The following is a 23,178-nucleotide window of genomic DNA, read 5'->3' as shown; positions in this document are numbered from 1 at the left end:
CGCGCCGTCCGCCGACCGTCCACATCCCGCCATACACTCGCCCCCACATGTGCCGAGAGAAAATGCCAAAACTCTCGCCCCACAGTGCTGTCATCGATTACCTTCCGTCGCAGCGGACACGCCACTGGTAATCGGGCACGGGGGGCTGGAGAGGATCGTGTGACCGGTATCGACGGGTGCCTGGCCGAGGCCATGACCATCCCGGGCGCGCGGGGCGCGAGCCTCGTGGACTGGACGAGCGGGCTCGCGCTGGGCGAGGCGGGCGAGGGCCCCGGGCGCGACCACGAGAGCGCGGCCGCCGACACCGCGGAGCTGGCCCGGCTCGCCTTCGAGAACAGCGCGTTCACCGGGGCCACGGCGCGGACCGGCCCCGTCGAGGACCTGATCGTCACCGCGCGCGGCAGCTACCACCTCGTCCGTTTCGTGGAGACGGATTTCGACAGCAGCGTCTTCCTCTACCTGTGGCTGGACCGCGCCGAGGCGAATCTCGCCGTCGCCCTGTTCCGGCTCAAGAGCCTCACGGACAGGCTGGTCCTGGCATGAAGGCCCCCGGCTTAACCGGCCCGATATCCGCGGACGCCGCCGAACCGGCATCCGAGACGGCCGGACGCACACTGGACCGGCTCGCTTCCGAGCGGGCCACCGGCGCCCTGCACGGCTGCGCCGGCGCGCTCTACCTCGCCGACGGCGCCGTGGTGCACGCCGAGAGCCCCGCCGTGCCCGACCTGGGGAGGCGGCTGACCGCCCGGGGCAGGCTGTCGCCGCAGGCGTGGGAGGAGGCGGTCGCGGAGGGCGGGCCCGGCTACCGCGCGGGCAGCCTCCTCGTCGAGCGCGGCCGGCTGAGCCGCGGCGAGCTGGAACTGTGCCACCTGAGCGCGCTGTTCGACGCGGCCTACTTCGTCCTCTCCCCGCTCGGCCCGGGCCTGCGCGCCCCCGACCGCTTCCTCGGCGGGGCCCGGCACTGGCTGGGGCCCATCCGCCCCGTGCCCGTACCGCTGCTGCGGCGGGAGGTCGTCCGCAGGCGGCGGCTGCTGGAACGGGCCTGGCCGCGCCCGGAGGTGGACGCCGCCCCGGTGGTGCGCACCTCCGGCGGCGACGGGGCCGGCCCGGCCCAGGCGGTCGGGCGCCGGGCGGTGCTCGCGGCCGCCGACGGCGTCCGCACCCCCGTGCAGATCGCGCGGGACCTCGGGCGCCCGGCCTTCGCGACCCTCCTCGACGTGCGGCGGCTGGCCGCCGCCGGCCTCGTCCGCACGCCCTGTGCGGACGCCCCGACCGCTCCGGTGCCGCCGCCTCCCGCGGCTCCGGAGCTCTCCCTGCTCTACCGGATCCGCGACGCCCTGGAGGCCCTGTGACGGTGAGGCGCGCTTTCAGACCGTTCGCCGGAAGGAGACAGCAGATGACCGCCGCACCCGAGGTGCTCGCCGAACTCGAGGGGTTACGGGCCCGGGTTCCGCACCTGACCGGGGCGATGGTGGCCAGCACGGACGGGCTGGTGATCGCCCATCTGGTCACCGGCATGGAGCCGGACGGCGTGGCCGCCCTGACCGCGGCGGCGCTCGGGGTCGGCGCGCGGCTGACCGATGCCGTGGGCCACGGCGGCTTCCGCGAACTGCTCGTCCGCGGCGAGCACGGCTACGTCGCGACGTACGCGGCCGGGCCCTCGTCCGTGCTCACGCTCCTGGCCACGGCCGACGCCAACGTCGGCCGGCTGAACCTGGAGGCCCGCCGGGCCGGGGCGCGGATCGCCCCGCTGACCGGCGGGCCCGCCGACCGCCGGGAACGGGCCGCGGCCCCGCCGCCGCCCTCCCGGTCGCCCCTGCCCGCACGCCCCGGCCACCGGCCCGGCAACGGAAACCCCGGCAACGAGAACGGAGTCTCTTCATGACGAACACCGAAACCGCCCTCAAGGACGCGATGGGCTCGATCGAGGGCGCCCTCGGCGTGGCACTCGTCGACTACGGCAGCGGCATGGCGCTGGGCACGCTCGGCGGATCCCAGTCGCTCGACCTCAACGTGGCCGCGGCGGGCAACACGGACGTGGTCCGCGCGAAGCTGCGCACGATGGAGATGCTGAACATCCAGGACGCCATCGAGGACATCCTCATCACCCTCGGCGGGCAGTACCACCTGATCCGGCTGCTGACCGGCCGCGGCGGCAACGGCCTCTTCCTCTACCTGGTGCTGGACTCGCGGCGCGCCAATCTCGCGATGGCGCGCCACCAGCTGAAGCGGATAGAGGCGGAACTGGAGGTCTGACCCCGGTCTACTGGAGGTCTGACCCCGGTCTAGTGGCGCTTGCCGCTGCTGTTGCCGCTGCCGTTGTGGTTCAGCAGCGAGATGCGGTCGGCGAGGTGCGACAGCGGGTTGTTGCCGTTCTCGGTCACCGAACCGCTGGTGCACTGCTGCTGTTGCTGCGACGTGAGGACCGGGAGGTCCTGGATGCCGACGTTGATGAGCAGCAGGAGCGACTGCACGCCGAGCTTGCCGACGCCGATGCACAGGTCGTTGAGCGTGCCCTGGAGCGCCGTCATCTGCGGGCTCATGTGGCCGCCGGTGAGCGTCTCGCCGCGGCCGTTGTACGCGCCGTTGGCGTTGGCCACGTCCCGGCCGTCGCCGACGGCCGCGGCGGGGCCGGCGATCATGCCGACGGCGGAGGCCGTCAAGGCCGTTGCGGCCATCACCCTCTTCAGCACTTCAGCACCTTTCACTGGGTCCGCGGTTCCCGGGGGAACGCGCACTGACTAACTCCCCGATGCCGTAAATGTTCCGGCTTGTCACCCATTCGACCGCTGCCCGGCGGGCCGCTTGCACGCACCATGCGTCACCGACAAGATGCGGTGCGTCACCAACCGTGGGGCTCGGCCATGAGCCCCGCGAACCCGGTCCGCCAGGAAAGGTCGTACGCGTGCATCCGGAGAGCTCAGAGGATTCGGCGCGGGACGACCGGGCCGTGGCCGTCGTCGGGGCGGCCTGCCGGCTGCCCGGCGGCATCGACGGCATGGCGGCGCTGTGGGAGGCCCTGGAGCGGGGCCGGGACCTGATCACGCGGGTGCCGGAGGACCGGTTCGAGACGGCCCGCTTCGTGGACTCCTCGGCCCCGCGCCCCGGCAAGAGCCGTACGGCGGCGGGCGGGTTCCTGGACGACATCGCGGGCTTCGACGCCGGCTACTTCGGCATCTCGCCCAGGGAAGCGGCGCAGATGGACCCCCAGCAGCGGCTGCTGCTGGAGCTGACGGCCGAGGCCCTCGACGACGCCGCGATCGACCCGGCGGCGCTGGCCGGTTCGGACACCGCCGTGTACGTGGGGATCTCCGACACCTCTTACGGCGCCCAGCAGATGCTGCGGATCGAGGGCGTCGACGCCTACACCATGGCGGGCGGCGCGGCGTCGATCGCGGCGAACCGCATCTCGTACGCCTTCGACCTGCGCGGCCCGAGCATGGCCGTCGACACCGCGTGCTCCTCGGCGCTGGTGGCCCTGGACCGGGCCTGCCGCACGCTGCGCGAGGGCACCAGCCGCACGGCCGTGTCGGCGGGCGTCAACGTCCTGCTCAGCCCTTATCCGTTCGTCGGGTTCTCGCAGGCGTCGATGCTGTCGCCGCGCGGGCGGTGCGCGCCGTTCTCGGCGGCGGCCGACGGCTACGTACGGGCGGAGGGCGGCGGGGTCGTCGTACTGAAGCTGCTGCGGGACGCGCTGGCCGACGGGGACCGGATCCACGGAGTGATCCTGGCGACGGCCGCCAACAGCGACGGCCGGACGGCGGGACTGTCGCTGCCGAACCCGCGGGCGCAGGAAGCCCTGTTGACGTCGGTGTACGCGCAGGCGGGCGTGGACCCCGACGAGGTGGTCTACCTGGAGGCGCACGGGACGGGGACCTCCGCGGGGGATCCGGCCGAGTGCGAGGCGGTCGGCCGGGCGCTGGGGAGGCGGCGCCGGCGGGGTGCGCTGCCGGTGGGTTCGGTGAAGTCCAACCTGGGGCACCTGGAGCCGGCTTCGGGAATGGCCGGGCTGCTCAAGGCGCTCCTGGTGCTGCGGCACCGCAGGATCCCGGCCACGCTGCACGCCCTGCCGCTCCATCCGGGGATCGACTTCGCGGGCCTGGGGCTGGCCCCGGCCACGGAGGCGCGGCCGGTCGACGGCGACGCGGGGCGGCCGGTGGTGGGCGTCAACTCCTTCGGCTTCGGGGGCGCGAACGCCCACGCCGTGGTCACGGCCGCCCCGCCGCCCCCGCCGCGGGCCCGACGGGGGGCGGGCCGTGCGCGGTCGCTGCCGTTCGTGGTCTCCGCGCGGACGCCCGAGGCGCTGGCGCAGGCGGCGGCGCGGGCCGCGGAGCAGCTGGCGAAGGCCCGTCCGGACGACTTCTACGACCTCGCGCACACCAGTTGTGCGCGCCGCGGGAAGCATCCCCTGCGCGCGGCGGTGCTGGCCGGCGGCCCGCGGGAGGCCGCGCAGGCGCTGGCGCGGCTCGCCCCGCGCGCCGCGCTCCCCCCTCAGTCGCCGGCGGAGGTGCCGGCCGCGGAGGCCGTGACGGGGGAGGCGGTCCGGGACGGCCGGATCGCGTTCGCGTTCTGCGGCAACGGATCGCAGTGGGCGGGCATGGGGGCGGACTTGCTGGCGGACCCGGTCTTCCGGTCAGCGGTCGAGGCCGTGGACGAGGAGCTCGCGCCGCACGTCGGGTGGTCGGTGGTCAAGGAGCTCGCCGGGGCGTCGCCCGAGCGCATGAGGGCCACGGAGGTGGCCCAGCCGCTGCTGTTCGCGCTCCAGACAGGCCTGGTGGCCGTGCTGCGCGCCCACGGCATCACGCCGTCGGTCGTGCTGGGCCACAGCGTCGGCGAGGTGGCGGCCGCGCATGCGGCGGGGGCGCTCGGGCTCGGCGAGGCGGCGTGGGTGATCGCCGAGCGCAGCCGCGCGCAGGCGCCGCTGGCCGGGTGCGGCCGGATGGCGGCCGTGGGCATGTCCCGTGAGCAGGCCGAGGAGTTGCTGGCCGGGTACCCGGGGCTGGAGGTGGCGGGGGTCAACTCCCGCCGGGACGTGACGGTCGCCGGCCCGCAGAAGCAGCTGTACCGGCTGCTGGGCGATCTTGCGGGGCGGGGCGTGGTGTGCGCGGAGCTCGACCTGGACCACGCGTTCCACAGCGCGGCCATGGATCCGCTGCGCGCTCCCCTGCACGCCGCCCTCGCCGCGCTGAGCCCCTCCCCCGCACAGATGCCGCTGCTGTCGACCGTCACGGGCAAGCCGCTGGAGGGGCCCGAGCTCGACGCGGACTACTGGTGGCGCAACGTCCGCGAGCCGGTGCTGTTCTCCGACGCCGCCGAGGGCGCCCTGGAGCAGGGCGCCGACATCTTCCTGGAGATCGGCCCGCAGCCGGTCCTGCAGAGCTACCTGCGCCGCGTCACCGCCGGTCACGCGGCGCCCGGACCGCGGGTGGTGGCCCGTACGCTGCGCAAGGGCGACGACGGCGTGCGGGCGCTGCGCACCGCGGTGGCCGGGCTGCTCGCGGCCGGGGCCCGGGCCGACTGGGGCGCGCTCTTCCCGCGCCCGGGCCGGGTGGCGTCCCTGCCGGCCTACCCCTGGCAGCGCGAACGGCACTGGAGCGGCGGGCCGGAGTCGTGGGTGCGCAGCAGCGGGGACGGCCGCACGGAGCACCCGCTGCTGGGCGAGCGCATGCCGGCGCCGCTGCCGGTGTGGCACGGCGCGGTCGAGCCGGCGCGGCTGCCGTGGGCCGCCGACCACCGGCTCGGCGGGTCGGTCGTGATGCCCGCGACCGCCTACGTGGAGATGGCGCTGGCGGCGGGCCGCCGGGTGCTGGACACGGCGGTGGAGGCCGACCACCTGGAGTTCGTGCGGCCGCTGTTCGTGCCGTGGGGCGAGCCGGGCACGGTGCACACGCAGGTGTCTTTCGACCCCGAGGACGGGGTGGTGCTGATCAGCAGCACGGACGACCAGACGACGGGGCAGAGCCGGCACGCGCGCGGGCGCGTACGGGCCCGGTGGGGACAGCCCCCGGCGCCGGCGGACCTGGCCGGTGCGCGGGCCCGCTGCGGCCGCCGGGTGACCGGCGAGGAGCACTACCGGCGGGTCGGCGAGGCCGGGCTCGGCTACGGGCCGTCCTTTCAGGTGCTGACGGAGCTGTGGGCCGGCGAGGGCGAGGTCGTCGCGGCCTACGCCGGCCACGGCCCCCTGGACGGACTGGAGATCAGCCCCGCCCTGCTGGACGGCGCGGTGCAGGCGGGGGCCCCGCTGCTGGACGACGAGATCCTCGCGGGGCACACGTACTTGCCGACGGCGATGGACGCGGTCCGCGTCTGGCGCGCCCCGGCGGCCGAGGGGGCGGTCCACGTGCGCGAGCGCGGCCGGACGGCGACGGAGGTGTGCTGGGACATCGCCCTCACCGACGCGGACGGCGCCGTCGCGGTGGAGCTGGAGGGGTGCCGGATGCGGCGCCTGACGGGCGTCCGGCGCACGCCCGTGACCCGCCAGGAGACGGTGCTGCGCGCGGCCCCGCACCCCGGCGACCCGCAGGAGCCCCTCGCCGGGCCGGCGCCGCGGGAGGTCGCCGAGCGGGCGGCGAACCGGGTCCTGGCCCTGCGCCGCGACTGGCGCACGGCCGGCTACCCGCGCTTCGCCGCCCGGGTGCAGGAGGCGGCGGCCCACGCCTACGCCGCCGCGCTCGGCGGTCTCCTGCCGGAGGGGAACGGCTCGTTCACGGTGGGGGACCTGGTCGCGGGCGGGATGCTGCCGAGGCACCGGCAGCCCATGGAGCTCATGCTGGCCGCGATGACGGAGCACGGGCTGGTGCGGCAGGAGCCGGACGGCCGCTGGCTGCGGCAGGACGAGCCCCGGTGCGCGGTCGGGATGCTGCGCGAGGCCCTGCACGAGCAGCCGGCGTTCGCCACGGAACTCACCCTGCTCGTCCGCCAGTTCCTGCACCTGGGCGAGGTCCTGAAGGGCGCGCGCGACCCGCTGGACCTGCTGGGGGCCGAGGGCGCGACGTCGACCCTCGAACAGTTCTACGACGTGGCGCCGGTGCTGCGCTTCCACAACCGCGTCGCGCAGGCGCTGGTGCGGGAGATCGTGGCGGCGCTGCCGGCCGGCCGGCCGCTGCGAGTGCTGGAGGTCGGCGCGGGCACCGGCGGGACCACCGCGGCCCTGCTGCCGCTGCTGCCGGCCGACCGCACCCGCTACCTCTTCACGGACGTGTCACCGTCGTGCTTCGCGCGGGCCCGGCAGCGCTTCGCCCCGTACGACTTCGTGGACTACCGCACCTTCGACGTGGACGCCGACCCCGCGGGCCAGGACCTGCCCGAGGGCGGCTTCGACCTGGTGGTCGCGGCGAACTCCCTGCACGCCGCCGGGGACCTGGAAGCCGCCGTGCGGCGGGTGGCGTCGCTGACGGCCCCGGGCGGCCGGCTGCTGGTGCTGGAGACCCACGACCCGCTGTGCCTGCTGCCGTTCTTCGGCACGCTGGAGAGCTTCCGGAACCGCACGGACACCGGGCTGCGGCCCCGCTCCCCGCTGCTCGGCCGCGAGGAGTGGGCCGCGCTCCTCGCGCGCTGCGGCTTCACGGGCACCGTGCGGACCGGCGACGACGCCGAGCCGGCCCGCGAGGACTACTCGGTGTTCCTGGCCGCCCGCGCCGACCTGCCGGTGCGGGCTCCGGCACTGCCCGCCTCCGGCATCGGCACCTCCTGGGTCGTGGTGGCCGAGACCCCGGAGGAGAACGGGCTGGCGGGGGCCACCGCGGGCCTCCTGCACGCGGCCGACGCCGTGGAGGTGCACACCACCGTGGCCAGTGAGGACCCCGGCGCGTGGGCCCCGCTGCTGTCCCGGGAGACGGTGATCGTCCTCGTGCTCGCCCCTGCCGCCGGCGACGACGTGACCGAGCGGACGACGCGGCGCAGCGCGGTGCTGCGCGCCCTGGCCGTGGCGTGCGGGCGGCTGACGGGCGGCCAGAGCGTCGCGCTGTGGCTCGTGACGCGGCCTTGCGGCGCGGTGCCGGAGCCCGGGCCGGACGGGCCCGGTGCCGCTGACGCCGTCGATCCCGTGGACGCCGCCGCATGGGGCGTGGTGCAGTGCCTGGGCAACGAGCAGCCCGCGCTGACGACGCGCCGCGTGTCCCTGGCGCGCGGCGGCGACACGGCGGCCGACGCCGACCGCCTCGCCCGGGAGCTCCTCGCCGCCTCGGAGGAGTCCGAGGTCGTCCTGACGCGCTGCGGCGGCCGGTTCGTCCCGCGCGACCGGGACTTCCCCCGGCCCCTCGTGCCCGCCTCCGCGGCCGGCGCGTTCGTCCTGGAGGTCCGCGAGCCCGGGCTGTCCTTCCGGCCGGCCTGGGTGGAGACGGACCGGCCGGCTCCGGGCCCGGGGCAGGTGCTGGTCGCCGTGCGGGCGGCCGCGCTGAACTACCACGACGTGGTCCTGGCCACGGGCGCCATGGCCGGCGAGGACTCCGCCGACGGGCGCTTCGAGGCGGTGTACGGGCTGGAGTGCGCGGGGACGGTCGCGGCCGTCGGACCGGGCGTCACGGGCATCGCCGTGGGCGAGCGGGTGTTCGCCAGCGGCTCCGGCTGCCTGGCCTCGCACGGGGTCACCGCCGCCGGCGCCGTGGCCAGGATGCCCGACGCGATGGGCTTCGCCGAGGCGGCGACCCTGCCCGCGGTGTTCCTGACCGTCCACTACGGCCTGGGATGGCAGGCCGGGCTCGCGGCCGGGGAGACCGTGCTCGTGCACGGCGGAGCGGGCGGCGTGGGCCTCGCGGCGCTGCAGTTCGCGCGGCTGCGGGGGGCACAGGTCATCGCCACCGCCGGCAGCCCCGCCAAGCGCGACCTGCTGCGCGCCCTGGGCGTCGAGCACGTCCTGGACTCGCGCAGCCTGGCCTTCGCCGCCCGGGTGCGGGAGCTCACCGGCGGGCGCGGCGTCGACGTCGTCCTCAACTCCCTCGCGGGCGAGGCCGTCTCCCGCAGCCTGGAGCTGCTGCGGCCGGGCGGCCGCTTCGTCGAGCTCGGCAAGCGCGACATCCTGGACAACAACCGGCTGCTGCTGCGCCCCTTCGAACGCGACCTCGCGTTCTTCGGCGTCAACCTCCTCGCGCTGCTGGCCGACCCGCAGCGGGCGGCCCGCCTGTTCGCCGAGGTCGGCGAGCGCATCCGGGCCGGGGACTACCGGCCGCTGCCGCACACCGTCTTCCCCGCCGCCCGCGCCGAGGACGCCTTCCGGCTGCTCCAGCACTCCCGGCACACCGGCAAGGTCGTCGTCTCCTTCGACCCGCTCGACGAGCCCGTCCTGATCGAACCCCGGGCCCACGCTCCGCGCTTCGACCCCGAGGCCACGTACCTCGTCACCGGAGGCCTCGGCGGCTACGGCGCGGCCACCGCGCACTGGCTCGCCGACCACGGCGCGCGCCGCCTGGCCCTCGTGGGACGGCGGGGGCCGCGTACTCCCGGCTGCGAGACGCTGCTCGCTGCTCTGGAGCAGCGCGGCGTGCACGCCGTGCCCTACGCGGCGGACGTCGCCGACCTGCCGTCCATGCGGCGGATCGTGGAGGAGATCGACGCGGGCGGGCACCGGCTGCGCGGCGTGGTGCACTGCGCGATGCACCTGGACGACGCCCCGCTGGAGTCGCTCAGCGACGACCGCTTCCGCGCCGTCCTGGCCCCCAAGGCCGCCGGCGGGGCCGTGCTCGACGCGCTCACGCGCGGCCGGGAGGACCTGGACCTGTTCCTGGTGTTCTCCTCCGTCGCCGCCCGCGTCGGGCAGGTCACCCAGGCCCCCTACGCCGCGGGCAACCTCTTCCTCGAAGCACTCGTCCGCAGGCGCCGGCGGGACGGCGAGCCGGGCCTGGCCGTGGGCTGGGGTGCCCTCGGCGGCACCGGCTACGTCGCCCGCAACGGCCTCGCCCCCGCCCTGGAGAGCGGCGGCCTGGAGACGCTCTCCCCGCGCGAGGTGTTCGACGCGGCCGGCGTGCTGCTGGGCGACGGCACGGAGGTCGCGGGGGTCGGCCGGTACAACTGGGCGCGGCTGCGCGCCTGTCTGCCCGCGCTCGCCGCACCCCGGTACGGGCAGCTCGTCCCCGAGCCCGACGAGGAGACCGGCCACACCCACGCGGAGATCGTCCAGGCGCTCGCGGCGATGCCGCCCGCGGACGCGCTGCGCACGATCACCGGCCAGCTGGTGCGGATCCTCGCCGACGTCCTCCACCTCGACCCCGCGCGGATCGACGCGGGGCGGCGCATCGAGGAGTACGGCGTGGACTCCCTCATGGCCGCCGAGTTCCTCGCGACGCTGCACCGGCGCTTCGACGTCCGGGTGCCGCCCATGGAGCTGATGCGCGGCGGCGGCACGGCCGCCGACATCGCGCGCATCGTCCACTTGCGGCTGCGACCCGGTACCTCGGGCGCCGCCCCCGGCGCACAAGCCTCGCCGGCCACTCTCCTCCCTGCGGTCTCGGAGGCCCCGGGCGTTCCCTCGCAGCACGGACCCGCCGCCGACCAGGCCGAGCAGGCACCGCCGTGCTGACGTCCCTGGCCCGCTTCAGCACGCGCCACTGCCGTACGGTCCTCGTCCTGGCCGCGCTGGCCGCCGTGGCCTGCGGGCTGCTCGGCCACGATGTGGCGGCCCGGCTGGCGAGCGGCGGCTGGACGGCGCCCGGCTCGCCCTCGGCCCGCGCCGAGGCCCTGCTGACCGGACGGTTCCACGCGGGCGCGCCCGACGTCGTCCTGCTGGCCCGCGCCCCGGACTCGGTCGACACGCCGGCCGCCCGCGCCGCGGGCCTCGCCCTCGTCGGCCGCCTGTGCCGCGAGGCCGGGGTCACCGGCGTGGACTCCTACTGGACCGGCCCCGTCCCCCGCGGCGCGTGCCGTACGCCCGGAGCCGGCAGCACCGTGGACGACGCAGCGCTGCGCTCGGCCGACGCCCGCACCGCGCTCGTGTCGGTGCGCCTGGAAGGCGGCGGGCGGGCCGCACGGGCGACCGTCGAGCGCCTCCTGCCGGCCGCCACCGCGCCCCGCGCTCCCCTGCGGGTGCAGGTCACCGGGCACGCCGTCCTCGACCAGGCCCTGGAGCGCTACAGCGAACGCGACCTGCTGCGGACCGAACTCCTCGCCGTTCCCGCCACCTTGCTGCTCCTGCTGTTCGTCTTCGGGAGCGCCGCCGCGGCCTGCCTGCCGCTCGCCGTGGGCGCGGTCGCGGTGGCCGGCACGCTGGCCGTGCTGCGCGCCCTGACCGCCGTGACGGAGGTGTCGGCGTTCGCGCTGAACATCACGGCCGCGGTGGGGCTCGCCATCGCCATCGACTACAGCCTCTACCTGGTGGCGCGCTACCGCGAAGAGATCGCCGCGGGACGGCCCCAGGAAGAGGCCGTGCTGAGCGCGGTCCGCACGGCCGGGCGGATCGTGGCCGTCTCGGCGGCGGCCGTGGTGCTCTGCATGCTCGGCCTGCTGCTGTTCCCCCTGTACATCCTGCGCTCGATGGCCTACGCGGGGGCCGGCGTGGTGCTGCTGGCGGCCGTCGCGGCCCTGCTGCTCGTCCCCGCGGCGCTGTCCTGCTTCCCCCGGGCGATCGGCCGGGGCGACCTGTTCGCCCGCCTGCGCCGCCCGCCGGAGCGGCCACGGGACGGCTGGCGGCGGCTGGCCCTGCGGGTGATGCGCCGCCCGGTACTGGTCACGGTGGTCACCACCGGAGCCCTGCTCGTCCTCGCGCTCCCCTTCCGCCAGGTCGCCTTCGGCTTCAGCGACGACCGGGTGCTGCCCCGCGACGCCCCCGAGGTCCGGGCCACCCAGGAGCTGCGCGACGGCTTCCCGCAGCTGCGCAACCCCGTCGAAGTGGTCCTGCCGGGATGGCGGCCCGACGGCCGCGACCGGGTCGGCGAGCTCGACACGTACGCCCGGCGCGTCTCGCTCCTGCCGGGCGTCCTGGGCGTGCGGACCGCGACCGGCTCCTACGTCCAGGGCCAGGACGTCCCCCTCGCCTGCGCGGCCGAGGCGCCCCCCGCGCCCGGCACCCTGCCGCACTGCCCGGCCCTGCGGACCTTCACCTCCCCCGCCGGCACCTGGCTGGCGGTCAGCGGCACGGCCGACCCGTACGCCCCGGAGTCCGCCGCGCTCACCGACCGGCTCCGCGCGGCCCGCGCACCCGCCCCTGTACTCGCCGGCGGGCCGACGGCCCAGTTCCAGGACGCCCGCGACACCCTCGCCCGGCGGCTGCCGTGGACGCTGGGCGCGATGGCCGCCGCCACGTTCCTGCTGCTCCTCGCGTTCACCCGGAGCGTGTTCCTGCCGCTGAAGGCCCTCGCGGTCAACCTCCTCAGCCTGACCGCGTCGTTCGGCGCCATGGTGTTCGTCTTCCAGCAGGGCCACCTGAAGTGGCTGGTCGGCGACTTCACGCCCACGGGCACGATCAGCGTCGTCGTGCCCGTGATCACGTTCTGCCTCGCGTTCGGCCTGTCCCTGGACTACGAGATCCTGTTGCTGGCCCGGATCAGCGAGGCCCACGCCCGCACCGGCGACACCGTACGGGCCACGGCCGCGGGACTCCAGGCGGCGGGCCCGCTGTTCACGGCCTCCGCCGCGCTCGTCCTGGTCGTGCTGCTCGCCCTGGCCACGGCCGAGGTCGCCTTCGTCAAGCTCCTCGCCGTCACGACGGCCCTGTCGGTCGTCCTGGACACGGTGGTGATCCGCCCGCTCCTCGTACCCGCCGTCATGCGCCTGGCGGGCCGCGCCAACTGGTGGCTGCCGTCCTTCCCCCGCCGCTCGGCCACGGCGCCCGGCGGCGGTCACCTCAGCACCTCTCCCGGGGAGGAGCTCTCCTGACCTTCGCTTCTCCACCCGGGGTAGCGGCACGAACGGTTCCGGCGGCAAGGTGGGGGAGCACGAGGACGAAGGAACGGGAGGGGACGTCCGGTGAGCGGACTCAACAAGGAGATGAGCGGCAGCCTCAGCAAGGGGCTGGGCAAAGTGCAGGTGTCGCTGAAGTGGGATCCGAGCCCACTGGGGATGCCCGACAACGACCTCGACATCATCGCGGGGACCTACAGCACGGAGGCGCCGCACGGAAAGGCCGCCTATCTCGTGCACTTCGACAGCCGGCTCTCGCCCGACGGCACCATCAACCTCAACCGTGACAGCCGCACCGGCGCGGGCTTCGGCGCCGACGAGGTCATGACGCTGGAGCTCGACCGGCTCTCGTCCTCGTACGCCCGTGTCGTCGTGGGGGTGGCCATCCAGCAGAGCGGCGGACGCAAGACCTTCGGGGACGTGCCGAACACCGGGGTGCGGGTCGTGGAGGGCTACACCGAGCTGGTCGTGGACGACTTCGCCGGTGTCGCCGGGGCCACGGCGGCGACGGTGGTGGAGTTCGTCCGCGACAGCAGGGGCGTGTGGGAGTGCCGCCGCGCCGTCCGGGGATTCGACGCGGACCCGGAGGAGTTCGCCGCGGTGATGGGCGGCGCGTGACGGGCAGGGCGTGACCCCGGAGTTCTGCCCGGCTACTTCACGGCCGGGCAGAACTCCGCTTTGATCACGTCACCGGCGGCGCTGCTGTCGCCCAGGGCGTCGGTGCTGAAGTTGAAGACGAGGCTGCGCCGGGTGTCCGCGGAGACGTAGGCGACGCTCTGCGTGCCGATGAAGAAGCCGGTGTGCCCCCACAGCTCCATGCCGCAGAGCGTGAAGTGGAACAGCCCCAGCCCGTATTCCACGCCGGGGTCCTCTCCGGTCGGGACGGTCGACTTCAGCTCCCGCTGCTGGGCCGGCGGCAGCAGCCTGCCCCGCAGCAGGGCGGTGAGGAAGCGGTCGAGGTCGGCGGGGCTGGTGATCAGGTCGCCCGTACCCCGGATCAGGGACGGATCTAGGTCGGTGACGTCGTACATCTTGTGGTCCGGGTCGTCGGTGAACCGGCTGTAGCTGCGTCCCGCGGGGGCCGGGAGCGTGCGCTCGTGGCCCGGCAGGCGGGTGGAGCGCAGGCCGAGCGGGCTGATGATGCGGCGCTCCACCTCCTCCTCGTAGGACCGGCCGGTCGCCTTCTCCATCACGAGGGCGGCGAGGACGTAGCCGGTGGGGCTGTAGGAGTAGCGGGTGCCGGGCGGGAAGTCCGGCGCGTGAGCCGTCGCGGTCCGCACGATCTGTTCGGGCGTCCAGGGGTCGTAGCGGTGCTGGAGGAACGCGGTGGTGGTGAGGTTCCGCAGGATTTCCGGGTCGCTGGTGTAGTCGTAGAGCCCGCTGGTGTGGTTGAGGAGCTGGCGCAGGGTGATCCTTCGGCCGTCGTTGCCGTGCCCGCGCACCAGACCCGGCAGCCACTTCTCGACGGTGTCGCCCAGGGTGAGCCGGTGCTCGGCCTCCAGCTGGAGGATGACGGTGGAGATGAAGGGCTTGACGATGCTGCCGGCACGGAAGTGCTCTCCGGGCAGCCTGGGGCGATGGGTGGACAGGTCGGCGACGCCCGCGGTGCCGTGCCAGGTGCCGCGCGGGCCGCGGGCGAGGGCGATGACGCCGGGGACGCCGGCCGTGACGGCGGCGTCCAGGGCCGCTTGGGTGCGCTCGTGCCCGCCGCCGGGTGCGGCGGCCCCGGCGTGGACGGCGGCGCCCGCCGGAGCGGGAGCCGTCAGGGCGGCCCCTGCCATCGCGGCAGCGGTCAGGAGCACGGCCAGTGCGGCTCTCGCCGCACGGACCGCCCTCGGCGGACGCTTCGTCATGACAGCCCTCCTTCTTACAGGGGTCGGCGGGTTCGGTACGGATACGGATACGGACCGGAGGCGGGGTGCAGGGGAGCCGGGCACGGTCAGAGCACGGCGCGGTCCGCCTCCTCGTGCGCCGCGGGGACCCCGCGGTCGGCCTGCAGGGTCCACAGCTCCCGGAAGAGACCGGGGGCTTCGACCAGCTCGGCGAAGGTGCCCTGCTGGATGACGCGCCCGTGGTCGAGGACCACGACGCGGTCGGCGACGGCCACGTTGGCCAGGCGGTGGGTGACGAGGACGACGGCCCGCTGCTGGGCGACCTTGCGCAGCCCCGCGAAGATGCGGTGCTCGGCCCGGGCGTCCAGGGCGCTGGTGGGTTCGTCCATGACGAGCAGGCCTGCCGGGCGGTAGAAGGCGCGGGCGATGGCGATGCGCTGCCACTGGCCGCCGGAGAGCTCCACGCCGCCGAACCACTCGCGGGCGAGGAGGGTGTCGAGCCCGCTGCGGAGCTCCTTGACGACTTCGTCGGCGCCGGCGTGCGCGGCGGCTTCGTGGACGGCACCGTCCCCTTCGTGGGCCTGCCCGAGGGTGATGTTGTCGCGGGCGGACAGGGGCCAGTGGGCGAAGTCCTGCGGGACGACGGCGGTCTGCCGCCACAGCGCCTGCGGGTCGAACTCGCCCGTGCCGGCGCCGTCCCAGGTGACCTTGCCGCTGGTGGGCAGGTACAGCCCGGCCAGGAGCTTGCTGAGGGTCGTCTTGCCCGAGCCGTTCTCCCCCACCAGGGCCAGCACCTCGCCGCGCCGCACCTCCAGGCTGACGTCGTGCAGCACCGGGCGGTCCGAGCCGGGATAGCAGAAGGTGAGGGACTCGGCCCGGACGGCCAGGGGGGACGCGGGCGCGAGCGTGCCGCGCTGCAACCGGTGGCCGCCGGCCTCGTCGATGAACTCGGCCCAGTCATCAAGATAGAGACCGGTGCGGAACAGGCGCGCGCCGTAGCCGACCATGCCCCGCAGGGACGAGCCGACCGAGCGCAGGGCGAAGACCGCCGTCCCGGCCGAGGCGAGCGACATGTGTCCCGTGCCGAGCAGGAGGGCCAGCGCGGCCCACACCAGGCCGGAGGCGATCCCGCCGGCCACGGCGCCCGCGAGGGCGTACCGGGCGCCTTGGTGGACGGCCCGGTCGGTAGCGGTGTGGATGCGGTCGCTGATCGAGCGGTAGCGGCCGAGGAGGAAGCCGGCCATGGTGCCCGAGCGCAGCTGGTCGGCGAAGACCTTGTCGGTGACGTGCCAGCGCAGGTGGCTGAGCACCCGGCGGTCCGCGCTCAGCGCGCGGGAGGTCTGGTAGTGGACGCGCGCGGCCTTCACGCTCGCGATGCCCTGCGGGAGGGTGGCCAGCAGCAGGAGCGGCAGCAGGACGGGGTGCAGGAGTGTGACCACGCCGGCGGCGGCGACGAGTGACGCGAGGCAGGCCATGAGGTCCTGGGACTCGGTCAGCAGGTCCTGGGCGACGTCGGCGCCGCGGTCCGCGGCCTCGCGCTTGTCGTTGAAGCCGGGGTGGTCGTAGGCCGCGAGCTCGGCGTTGATGGCCGCGTCGAGCATTTCCAGCTCGGCCTCGCGGGAGATCCGGGGTGCCAGCCGGCTGGAGATGTTGCTGACGGCGATGGCGAGCAGGGCCCGGGTTCCGGCGGCGCCGGCGAGGAGGCCGATGGAGGGCAGGGCGTCCATGAGCCGGTCCTGCATGTGGCCCGCGGTGATGAGGGCCGTGATGGTGCTGCTGGTGGCGAGGAGGCCGAAGGCCTCGAAGGCGCCGGACAGCAGCTGGCAGGCGAGGAGGGCCAGGACGGCGCGTCTGTCCACGTGCCAGGCGAGGCCCAGCGCCTTGCGGACCAGCCGGGGCAGGCGCCGGCCCATCGCGCGGGCGGTGAGCGGGCTCCTCTGGAAGGCGGTCAGGGTCGGGGAGCGGAAGCGTAATTCCTCGTGTACCTCGGAGGTCTCGGTGGTTTCGGCGGACAACGTGAATCCCCTTGGTTGCGGATGGTGATGGTCTGGTTTCCGAAGGTGACCGCCTGCACGATGGCGCATGGCGCGCGTGCGGTACGGGTGAACGCCCTCAATCCACTCGAACGGGGTTCTTCTGACTGCCCGTCACGCACCACCGGCACCTCACGCTTGACGCGCCCCTGTCAATAGTTGGGCACTCGTGGCACCCTGCCCACGCAGCCCCACGCACCCCCGGCCGGTCCACCCGCCCTCAACCCGCCGTATCCGTACCGCAGAAGGAGCACGCAGAACGAGCACACGCGAACAGGCATGTGGAAGGAGTACGCGTGAGACGATCCCGACGTACGACAGCAGGTGTGCTGCTCGCCGCCTGCGCCCTGGTCGCCGCGGGCACGCAGGCCGCGGCGGCCGGAACCGCCCCGGCCCGGGCCGCCGCGCCCGCCGTGCACACCGCGGCCGCCGCGCCTGCCGACCGGCAGGCCGTCAGCGACTACTGGACCCCCGAGCGGATGCGCGCCGCCGTGCCGCTCGACCTGCCCGCCGCGGCCCCCGGCACGCTCACCGCACCCGTCGCCCGGGGCGAGGTCCGCACGGTCGCCGCCACCGCCCCGGCAGCCGGGTCCCTCGCCGCCTTCCCGCAGCAGGGCGGGCCGTGGACCGGCGGAGGCGCCGTCACGAAGACCTCGGGCCGGGTGTTCTTCACCATGCAGGGCCGCAACGCCTCCTGCTCGGGCGACGCCGTCACCAGCAGCAACGGCAGCACCGTGATCACGGCCGGGCACTGCGTCAAGTACCAGGGCAACTGGCACACCAACTGGACCTTCGCCCCCGGCTACCACGACGGGCAGACGCCCTACGGCACCTGGACGGCCACCAAGACGCTCTCCACGCCCCAGTGGGTGGCCAGTGAGGACATGAACTACGACGTCGGCGCCGCGGTCGTCGCCCCGCTCGGCGGCAAGCGGCTCGGCGACGCCGTGGGCGGCCAGGGCGTGCAGTTCAACGGCGCCTACAACAAGCCCATGTACTCCTTCGGGTTCCCCGCGGCAGCCCCGTACGACGGCACCAAGCTCATCCACTGCAGCGGGAACTCCACCAAGGACTTCCTGCTCACCAAGGACCACGGACTGAGCTGCAACATGACCGGAGGCTCCAGCGGCGGCCCCTGGTTCGCGTCGTTCGACGAGGCCACCGGCACCGGCCTGCAGGCGTCGGTGAACAGCTTCGGGTACACGTTCCTGCCGAACACGATGTTCGGCCCGTACTTCGGCGACGAGGTCAAGGCCCTCTACGAGCAGGCGCAGACGAGCTGACGGATGCGGACGAGCTGACCGGCGCAGACGAGCTGACCGGTGCGCCCGGACAGCGGACAGGGCCCCCGCCATCCGGCGGGGGCCCTGCTCTCCAGTGCGCCACCAGGGACTCGAACCCCGGACCTGCTGATTAAGAGTCAGCCGCTCTAACCAACTGAGCTAGCGGCGCGAAAGAAATACTACCTTACGAGTGAAGGTGTCAGGTTCACCCGGAGGAGTCCCACTCTGAGGGCGGCGATCTCACCGAAGGCACCCCGGGTCAGGTCGATGCAGCGGCGCGCGTCCCGCGGCCCCCTGTCGTTGATCCGCACCAGGACCGAGTCGCCCGTCCCGGCGTTCGTGACGCGTACGCGGGTGCCGAACGGCAGGTCACGGCTCGCGGCCGTCATCGCCTCCGGGTCGAACGGCTCGCCGCTCGCGGTGGGCCAGCCGTCGAGCCGCTCCTCCGGCGCGCCGTACCACGACGCGATACAGCTGCGCGGCGGCCCGCCACCCTCGGCGCGGGCCGGCAGGGCGGCTGACGGGGCCAGGGCCGCGGCCAGCGCGACGGCGGCCGTCGCGCGGCCGGGCGACCGGGGGTGCGTCATGGCTTCCGCTCCGGTGGGTCGGGACGGCGGTCCTGCCGCTCGCGGGTGTGGAGAATCGTGACCGTTCCCGGCGGATTCCACTCCTCGCGGCGCGGCGGAGCAGCCGATCGGCCGCAGGGCCCCGCGGCGTCAGGCGGCCTAGACGCGGCTGACCAGCTCCTGCCGTGCCACGGTCACGATGAATTCCCGCAGCCGCTCGATGCACAGCCGCATGTTCTTGTACGCGACATCGGTGTCCGGATAGCGGCAGGCGAACTGCATGCCCTCGTGGAGCCTGGTGATCCACGCGCACACCTGGTCGCCGTAGGACACCCGGATCAGCCCGTACGCCTTGAGGTCCTGCCAGCGCTCCGAGCCCGGGGTGCCGCGCCCGTCGACGAACGACATGATCGAGTACATGTCGGGGGAGGTGGGCCGGAAGTCGGAGCCCAGCAGGTGGAGGACGCGGGCGATGGGCATCCGCGCCAGCAGCCTGTTCTCCCGCAGCGCGGTACGGACCATCTCCAGGGCGCCGTCGAAGTCCGGCGCCTGCGCCACGGGCACCTCGATCGGCGCGCCGCCCACGTACCAGCCCACCGAGTCCGACCACTGGGACTTCACCCGCGTGTGGAACGGCACCACCGTGCGGTACACCTGCACCCCGCCGATCTCGCGGACGATGAGGCCGACGGCCGCGAGGACGCCCACCAGGCTTCCGCCGTACGGGCGGCAGTACGCCTCGAAGGCCGCCGCGTCGGCGTCGTCCACGAGCATCTCGTGCAGGAACTTCTGGGTCGGCAGCGGCCCTTCGGGGTCGAGGCCGAGGTCGACGGGGAAGTTCGGCAGCTTTCCGTCGCACCGGTCGATGAACTCCCGCCAGCGGGACACGATCGCATGTGTGTCGTCGATCCGGTCGGCGTCCGTGCGCTCGGACGCGCAGAAGTCGACGTAACTGGCGGCCGGCGCCGCGGCCACGGCGCGCCCTTCCAGGGCGGCGGCGTAGAGCTCGTGGATCTCGGCGGTGATGCGCTGGATCGAGTACGAGTCGACGTTGCTGTGGTCGAAGGCCATGTACACGCTCGTGCCGTCGTCCCTGACGACGGCCGTGAAGATGAAGTTCGGCCAGCTGAGCGCGTCCGCCGCGGTGTCGAAGCGGTCCTGGAGGTAGCGGGTCAGCGTCTCCGCGTCGGCGAAGTGGCCGACGTCCTCGCGGTGCAGCACGACGGCGTCGGCTTCCAGCGTGAAGCGCCGCATCTCGTCGCCTGCCCAGCGGAATCCGCTGCGCAGCGTCTCGTGCCGAAGTGTCCAGGCTCTCAAGGCGACTTGGAGGGCGTCGAGGTCGACCTGCCCGGGGATGTCGAAGGCCGTGCCCAGCCAGGTCGGCACGAACAGGCCGTCCTGGCGCACCGATCGCGCCGTCCGCACGTGGGACTCCTGCACGTACGCGGGTGGACGGCGATCGTCCGGCAGGCTCAGCGCGGCCTCGACAGCCGTCGGGTGCAGCGTCCACTCCACCAGCCGGCCGGGCCGGATCTCGCAACGCTGGATGTCGGTCATTCGCACGGGACTCTCCGTTCGCATGCCCCCGGATTGCTCAATGCCGGATCAACGATCGGACGAACGCAAGGAAACGCCGGCGGACCGGGGACGCGCTGGGAGCGGGGCGGTTGGGTGGCGGGGAGCCCGGCCCCGAGAACCTAGGGACCTTGATCGTCACGGCCCGAGCGCTCTGAGCGTGCCGATGAGCTCCGCCCTCTTGTGGAGTGGCGGAGCTCTGATCAGCGGGTTCCCGGCCGCAGGAAGTGCCGCAGCTTCTGCAAGGGCCAGGTGTTGATGACGTCGTCCTTCGTCAGCCAGCCGCGCTGGGCCGTGCCCACGCCGTAGCGCATGTACGGCAGGTGGGTCACCGAGTGGGCGTCGGTGCTGATCGCGAACTTCACGCCGTAGCGCTTGGCGCGCAGGATGTCCTCGTCGCACAGGTCCAGCCGCTGCGGGTGGGAGTTGATCTCCAGGGCCGTGCCGGTGCGGGCGCAGGCCTCGAAGACCGCGTCGAAGTCGGCGTCGATGCCGGGGCGTTTGCCGATCTGCCGGGTCGTGGGGTGGCCGATGACCGCCACGTGCGGGTTTTCGCAGGCGCGGATCAGCCGGCGGGTCAGTTCGTCGCGGGTCTGGTTGAAGTGGGAGTGGACGGAGGCCACGCAGAGGTCGAAGCCGGCCAGGAAGTCGTCCGGCCAGTCCAGGTCGCCGTCGGGGCCGATGTTCAGCTCCGTGCCGTGCAGGAGCCGCATCCGCCGGTGCTTGCCGTCCAGGGCCCGGACCTGTTCCCGCTGGGCGAGGATCTTGGCGTCGGTCATGCGCTGCATGTACAGGTTCGGGGCGTGGTCGGTGACGGCGTAGTACGCGTAGCCCTGCCCGGCCGCGGCGGCGACCATCTTCTCCAGTGGGGCGACGCCGTCCGTGAGGTCGGTGTGGGTGTGCAGGTCGCCGCGGATGTCGTCCTCGGTCACGAGCTCCGGCAGCTCGTCGCGCAGCCCGGCCGCGATCTCGCCGCGGTCCTCCCGCAGGGTGGGCGGGATCCAGGGCAGGCCGAGGCGGGCGTAGATCTCCTCCTCGGTCGCCGAGACGATCTTCTTGCCGCTCTTGGCGTGGAAGAGGCCGTACTCGGAGAGCTTGTACTTGTGGCGGACGGCGATCTCGCGGATGCGGATGTTGTGCGCCTTGGAGCCGGTGAAGTACAGCAGGCCCGCTCCCCAGGCGTCCGGCGGCAGGACGCGCAGGTCGACTTGAAGGCCCTTGGTCGTGCGGATGGAGGTCTTCTTCTCGCCGTGGGCGATGACCTCGGCGGTGACCGGGAGCTCGGTGATGGCCTCCATCAGCGGGGCGGAGCGGTCGGCGGCGACGAGGATGTCGACGTCGCCGATGGTCTCGCGCATCCGGCGCAGCGATCCGGCGTACGCGCACCGCTCGCACCCGGCCACGCCGGAGAGCTCGGCGGTGATCTGTTCGGCGACGTCCATGGCGGCGTCGATCAGGATGCGGCCTCCGGCCTGCTGCAACAGCGCGATGCCGTGCAGGATGTTCTCCTCGGTGCGGGCGCCGAAGCCCTTGAGGTCGCGGAGCTTGTGGTCGTGGAGGGCGTCGAGGAGCTGGTCGACGGAGGAGATGTGCAGCTCCTCGTAGAGGACCATGGCCTTCTTGGGGCCGAGCATGGGGATGGAGATCAGCTCGCGCACGCCGGCGGGGATGACCGTCCGGGCCTCTTCGATCATGGAGACGCGGCCGGTGCTCAGGTATTCGAGGACCTTCTCGGCGATCGACTTGCCGACGCCGGGGATATCGAGGAGCCCCTTGAGGTCGAGGCGGGAGACGTCGGCGTGGTGGCCGCCGATCGCGCGGGCGGCCTTCTCGTAGGCGCGCGCCTTGTAGGCGTCGCCGCCGGTGATGGTGACGAGGTCGGCGTACTCCTGCAGCAGCGCCTCGACCTCTTCGTTGGGCCGGGCCATGGGTCTGCTGTTCCCCGTGGGGCCCCGGCCCACACATTCCTCGGGAAATACCACCATTTCTACAATGGGACACGGGGGAAGCGACCGAACCCGCGGGAGGTGGTTGAACCGTGAAACTCGCACTCGCGGGAGACACCATGCTGGGCCGCGAAGTCGCCGGGCGGCTCGCCACCGACCCGCCGGAGAGCCTGTTCGACGACGGCGTGGTGGCCGTCGCGCACGAGGCCGACGCCTTCGTCCTCAACCTGGAGTGCGCGGTCTCCGCGCGCGGCGAGCGCTGGCGGGACCCGTTCAAGCCGTTCTTCTTCCGGGCGCCGCCCGTAGCCGTACGGACCCTCCAGCACCTCGGGGTGAGCTGCGTGAACCTGGCCAACAACCACGCCCTGGACTACGGGCCCGAGGCCCTGCTCGACACCGTCCGCCACCTGGCCGACGCCGGGATCGCCTGGACCGGGGCCGGCCGGGACGAGCAGGCCGCGCGGCGGCCCGCGGTCGTCGAGCGCGGCGGGCTGCGGCTGGGCGTCGTCGGCGTCACCGACCACCCGCGCGACTTCGCCGCGGGCCCCGACCGGCCGGGCGTCGCCCACGCGGACCTGGACGCCGGCGCCCCGGCCTGGCTGCTGCGGACCGTCACGGGCCTCGCCACAGACGGCACGGACGGCACGGACGCCGTGGACGTCACCCTCGTCACCCCGCACTGGGGCCCGAACATGACCCGTGGGCCCGCCGCGTACATCCGCCGCGCCGCGCAGGAGTTCCTCACCGCGGGCGCCACGCTCGTCGCCGGGCACTCCGCGCACGTCTTCCACGGGGTCGCGGAGCGGGTGCTCTACGACCTCGGGGACTTCGTCGACGACTACGCGACGGACGACGAGCTCCGCAACGACCTGGGCCTGCTCTTCCTCGTCACCTTCGACGGCGCTCGCCCCCTCCGCGTGGAGGCGGTGCCGCTGGCGCTCGAATTCTGCCGCACGCGGCTCGCGGACGCGGGCGAGGCCCGGTGGATCGCCCGCAGATTCCGCGAAGCCTGTGCCGTCTTCGGTACGGAGGTGACGGAGACGGACGACGGCCGCCTCGTGGTGGAGTGGCGCGGGGCGGAGTGAACTCGGCCGAGTGCCTGCTTCCGCCGGGGC

At 74.2% G+C, this 23,178-nt stretch carries 15 protein-coding genes and 1 tRNA gene; 9 read left to right on the top strand and 7 right to left on the bottom strand.

Annotated features, from left to right (window positions below; genetic code table 11):
* Positions 1 to 159: 159 nt before the first annotated feature.
* The 4 genes from PS271_RS27570 to PS271_RS27555 are packed head-to-tail and all read left to right on the top strand — an operon-like array spanning position 160 to position 2,256.
* Positions 160 to 543: a hypothetical protein gene (locus tag PS271_RS27570; RefSeq protein ID WP_398385565.1), complete on the top strand. Its 384-nt coding sequence runs from the start codon at positions 160 to 162 to the stop codon at positions 541 to 543.
* Positions 540 to 1,352 (top strand): transcriptional regulator, encoded by an 813-nt coding sequence (locus tag PS271_RS27565; protein ID WP_398385564.1) that lies wholly within the window; start codon positions 540 to 542, stop codon positions 1,350 to 1,352. The genes PS271_RS27570 and PS271_RS27565 overlap by 4 nt, the downstream gene beginning before the upstream one ends.
* A 44-nt stretch (positions 1,353 to 1,396) precedes the next feature.
* Positions 1,397 to 1,885, top strand: a complete 489-nt coding sequence (locus PS271_RS27560; protein ID WP_398385562.1) for a roadblock/LC7 domain-containing protein — start codon at positions 1,397 to 1,399, stop codon at positions 1,883 to 1,885.
* Entirely contained in the window at positions 1,882 to 2,256 is a 375-nt protein-coding gene (locus PS271_RS27555; protein ID WP_120756352.1) for a hypothetical protein, read from the top strand. Before PS271_RS27560 ends, PS271_RS27555 begins: the two co-directional genes overlap by 4 nt.
* A gap of 29 nt (positions 2,257 to 2,285) precedes the next feature.
* On the opposite strand, the gene PS271_RS27550 is transcribed toward PS271_RS27555, so the two are convergent.
* Positions 2,286 to 2,693, bottom strand: coding sequence for a rodlin (locus PS271_RS27550; RefSeq protein WP_398385560.1), 408 nt, complete (start codon positions 2,691 to 2,693; stop codon positions 2,286 to 2,288).
* Positions 2,694 to 2,905: 212 nt separating this feature from the next.
* Here PS271_RS27550 and PS271_RS27545 point away from each other — a divergent pair, with 212 nt between their 5' ends.
* The 3 genes from PS271_RS27545 to PS271_RS27535 all read left to right on the top strand — a co-directional run bounded on the left by PS271_RS27545 (position 2,906) and on the right by PS271_RS27535 (position 13,446).
* Complete coding sequence (locus PS271_RS27545) at positions 2,906 to 10,513, top strand: SDR family NAD(P)-dependent oxidoreductase (RefSeq protein ID WP_398385558.1); 7,608 nt, start codon at positions 2,906 to 2,908, stop codon at positions 10,511 to 10,513.
* A complete protein-coding gene (locus PS271_RS27540; RefSeq protein ID WP_398385556.1) occupies positions 10,507 to 12,804 on the top strand; it encodes an MMPL family transporter in 2,298 nt (765 codons plus the stop codon). Before PS271_RS27545 ends, PS271_RS27540 begins: the two co-directional genes overlap by 7 nt.
* 111 nt (positions 12,805 to 12,915) lie before the next feature.
* On the top strand, positions 12,916 to 13,446 hold the full coding sequence (locus tag PS271_RS27535; protein ID WP_398387091.1) for a TerD family protein: 531 nt from the start codon (positions 12,916 to 12,918) through the stop codon (positions 13,444 to 13,446).
* 32 nt (positions 13,447 to 13,478) lie between these two features.
* Here PS271_RS27535 and PS271_RS27530 read toward each other — a convergent pair whose 3' ends face one another.
* Entirely contained in the window at positions 13,479 to 14,681 is a 1,203-nt protein-coding gene (locus PS271_RS27530; RefSeq protein WP_398385554.1) for a serine hydrolase domain-containing protein, read from the bottom strand.
* A gap of 86 nt (positions 14,682 to 14,767) precedes the next feature.
* Entirely contained in the window at positions 14,768 to 16,744 is a 1,977-nt protein-coding gene (locus PS271_RS27525) for an ATP-binding cassette domain-containing protein (protein WP_398385552.1), read from the bottom strand.
* A gap of 245 nt (positions 16,745 to 16,989) precedes the next feature.
* Here PS271_RS27525 and PS271_RS27520 point away from each other — a divergent pair, with 245 nt between their 5' ends.
* The gene (locus PS271_RS27520) at positions 16,990 to 17,976 is read left to right on the top strand and encodes a trypsin-like serine peptidase (RefSeq protein ID WP_398385550.1); all 987 of its coding nucleotides are present in this window, start codon (positions 16,990 to 16,992) and stop codon (positions 17,974 to 17,976) included.
* Positions 17,977 to 18,071: 95 nt separating this feature from the next.
* Here the strand turns inward: PS271_RS27520 and PS271_RS27515 are convergent.
* The 4 genes from PS271_RS27515 to polX all read right to left on the bottom strand — a co-directional run bounded on the left by PS271_RS27515 (position 18,072) and on the right by polX (position 22,045).
* Positions 18,072 to 18,145, bottom strand: a tRNA-Lys gene (locus PS271_RS27515).
* Positions 18,146 to 18,155: 10 nt separating this feature from the next.
* Positions 18,156 to 18,563: a septal ring lytic transglycosylase RlpA family protein gene (locus tag PS271_RS27510; protein ID WP_398385549.1), complete on the bottom strand. Its 408-nt coding sequence runs from the start codon at positions 18,561 to 18,563 to the stop codon at positions 18,156 to 18,158.
* Positions 18,564 to 18,701: 138 nt separating this feature from the next.
* A complete protein-coding gene (locus PS271_RS27505) occupies positions 18,702 to 20,099 on the bottom strand; it encodes a condensation domain-containing protein (RefSeq protein ID WP_398385548.1) in 1,398 nt (465 codons plus the stop codon).
* Between the two features lie 221 nt (positions 20,100 to 20,320).
* Positions 20,321 to 22,045 (bottom strand): DNA polymerase/3'-5' exonuclease PolX, encoded by a 1,725-nt coding sequence (gene polX / locus PS271_RS27500; protein ID WP_398385546.1) that lies wholly within the window; start codon positions 22,043 to 22,045, stop codon positions 20,321 to 20,323.
* A gap of 110 nt (positions 22,046 to 22,155) precedes the next feature.
* Between polX and PS271_RS27495 the strand changes: the two genes are divergently transcribed.
* Entirely contained in the window at positions 22,156 to 23,148 is a 993-nt protein-coding gene (locus PS271_RS27495; protein ID WP_398385544.1) for a CapA family protein, read from the top strand.
* Positions 23,149 to 23,178: the final 30 nt, after the last annotated feature.

It is taken from the genome of Streptomyces sp. SCA2-17, assembly GCF_044336695.1.
This window is presented reverse-complemented; position numbering and strand designations above follow the sequence as displayed.